We start from the raw sequence: 2,739 nt of genomic DNA on the forward strand, positions 1-2,739 counted from the left end.
CTTGGCTGGATCGGCTGGAGAAAGAATATCAACGCGTTGCCAATACCGGCTGGGGCTATGGCGACGAACTTGGAGGCTACCTTGAAGACCTCAGGTCTTCGCAAACATAGTTCCTATCCGGTCCGGTCAGTGCGGCGTCAAAAGTGTCCACTCAGTACGACACAGATTTGTCCACCGCCCGGATTTGCGGCTGCGTCGAATGTCCGGAACGACGGGCCGCGGCGCAGCATCGGGGTCGGTGGCAGATGTCCGCAAAGGGCCGGTCGTGTTGGTCGGGGCGAGATCGTCTGGCAGGATCGCTGCGATGCGGTTAACGGCAGCAAGGAGCCGATTGTGTTGAAAAACTCCTATTTTGACCCTGACCGATGAATTTTCTCGCCATACGGGCCGGTCTGCAATTTTTGGCGACTGGGTCGGCCAAATTTGCCTTCCGGAGCTTGTGAGAAGGCTCACATGGTCTCACGGACAATCCTATCTAACATTCCCATTTCACTGGGCCCTGCCGGAAAACTGCAACTTTCCAGTTTCGAAGTTTTTCAACACAATCAGCCCATACCTGACATCCGGAAACCGAAGGATCGATCGAAATCATTCGCCTAATTCGGTAACGGACTACTTATTGATATGGGGACCGTTGAGGTCGCAGGGTAAATTCGGTCACGCAGGTTGTTTTTGGTAATGAAATCGCCGTTGCGATCATCTGGGAAATGTCGTCGAGCTGGATCATTAGCTCGCGGTTTTTGCCTCCGTCGTTGACGGAAGGCGTATTTACAAATCCGGGGTGAACTAGCGTAACACGCACACCGTCTTCGCGCACTTCCTCAAACAATGCCTTTGCAAATCCGACTTGCGCATGCCTTAGAGCGCAGTGGATGCTATGGCGTTTCCATCCAAGCCACGAAGTAGGGCCACAGATGTAAACAATGGCACCTTCCGTTTTTTTCAATGCAGGCAAAACATGCGCTGAGAGCCGAATTGTTGCCCGGAGCACTTGATCAATAGACGCATCCCAATCTTCAAATCGTTCCGTGGAAACTTCTCCGTATGTGAATTTGGCTGCACAGTGAACAAATGCGTCAAGGCGTTCTCGTGCCGTGGCCCACTCTGCAAGATCGGCTAATGCGGCCATATCTCCCATTTCCGCGGTGAAGTATTCGCCTGTGCCCCCAACGCCTTTGATCAATTCTAGTGTTTCTTGGAGTGCATCCTCACGACGTCCGTGCGCAAGTACATGCCAGCCTTCTGACGCAAGCTTGGTGGCGGTGCCCCTCCCAATTCCGCTCGATGCTCCGGTAACAAGCGCTGTTTTTGACAATTTGTACCTCCTCGTCCTCGTCCAGGTTACCACGAAGTGTTGGACCTTCAAATCTTGGCAGCAATGTCCGCTCAGTCCGCACACCGACGTTTTAGCCGACAAAAAATGCTGCGCCATGCACGAATGGCCGCAATGCGAAAGCTGCACCCCAGCGTTGTATGGAACGGCCAAAGTCCGGTTAGGGCCGTTCATGTTGGTCGGGGCGAGATCGTTTGGCAGGATCGCTGCGATGCGGCTAACGGCAGCAAGGAGCCCAATGCAGTCATCCTCCAAGCCGATACGTCGAGTATTCGTGCACTATGGCTTCGTGCTCCGCAGGTGCGTGGGACGCAGACCGCCGCCCTGCACCGCTTTTGCCGCTCCCCGCCGGACCTGAAGCCATGGGTCAACAATTTCCTTTCCGACCTTCGCGACTAAATCCTCATAAACTCGCTCCAGCGTGCGCAATTCCTCTTCAACAACGATTGCATACCACGCGTTCCGGTCCACCGATTTCACGTTTTCGAACCCAGCATCGCGCAGCTTTTTTTCCATCTGCGGTGCGGTCGCCATCTCAAAATGCAGGTGGCCACCCATATGCTTCAACGCCGCCTCCGCGTCAGGGCCTTCCCCGCTCAGCCAATCGCTCGCCGCAAAAATACCGCCAGGTTTTAGTACGCGTCGGATCTCAGCGAAAAGTGCGTCCTTGTCAGGGATATGGATAATCGAATCCTTAGAGAAAACCACGTCGAAACTAGCGTCTTCAAATGGTAGCGGCCCCGGTTTGACCAATCGTAGATCGACCCGATCTGACAGTCCGGCTGCGTCGACCATCGCTTTCGCATGTCGATGGAGTGGCTCTTCAACATCGATGCCCACGACCAGGCCCGCGCCGAGTTCGCGCGCCAGGGTTATTGCTGGCCCTGCCGTTCCGAAGCCGATATCCAGCAACGTCTTGCCAGCCAGATCAAGGTCCCGCACGATTTCATGCACCTCTTCTGGACCGCCAGGAGAAAGAAACCCTTCTCCCCAAACCGCGTGCAGCCGCTCAATGAAATTGTCCGGATACTGTATGTCAGATGTCATTTTACCCCCACACGAGAACGAGATCAGGTTCATGCCTTACGCCGAAAGCTAGCAAAACTCTGGGAGGAGAGGAATAACGGCTTTGTCCCGCGATGCAGACCTCCGAGGACGGAAATGCTGCAGGGTGCATGAATGGCCGCTCTTGGTATGCCGCGCCGCGGTAAGGTCAATCTTGGTGAATGTCGGCAAAGGGCCGTTCGCAACAGGCCGGATTTTCTGCTCATGCGACATGCTGCGGGACAGCATTTGATAAAGAGGGCTCCTTGCTGCCGTTAGCCGCATCGCAGCGATCCTGCCAAACGATCTCGCCCCGGCCAACATGAACGGCCCTTTGCCGACATTCACCAAGATTGACCTTA

General features: G+C 54.9%; 2 protein-coding genes. Both read right to left on the bottom strand.

The window, feature by feature from the left end; translation table 11 throughout:
• Positions 1 to 616: 616 nt before the first annotated feature.
• Positions 617 to 1,432, bottom strand: a complete 816-nt coding sequence (locus Q1B15_RS08440) for an SDR family oxidoreductase (protein WP_299752942.1) — start codon at positions 1,430 to 1,432, stop codon at positions 617 to 619.
• A 180-nt stretch (positions 1,433 to 1,612) separates the two neighbouring features.
• On the bottom strand, positions 1,613 to 2,380 hold the full coding sequence (locus Q1B15_RS08445; RefSeq protein WP_299752945.1) for a methyltransferase domain-containing protein: 768 nt from the start codon (positions 2,378 to 2,380) through the stop codon (positions 1,613 to 1,615).
• Positions 2,381 to 2,739 lie beyond the last annotated feature (359 nt).

This window comes from uncultured Boseongicola sp. (assembly GCF_937988555.1).
Classification (GTDB): domain Bacteria; phylum Pseudomonadota; class Alphaproteobacteria; order Rhodobacterales; family Rhodobacteraceae; genus Boseongicola.

Coding starts and splice junctions, on each gene's coding strand:
- Q1B15_RS08440 (WP_299752942.1), bottom strand. CDS start 1,432: ATGGCGCAGCATTTTTTGTCGGCTAAAACGTCGGTGTGCGGACTGAGC.
- Q1B15_RS08445 (WP_299752945.1), bottom strand. CDS start 2,380: ATGACATCTGACATACAGTATCCGGACAATTTCATTGAGCGGCTGCAC.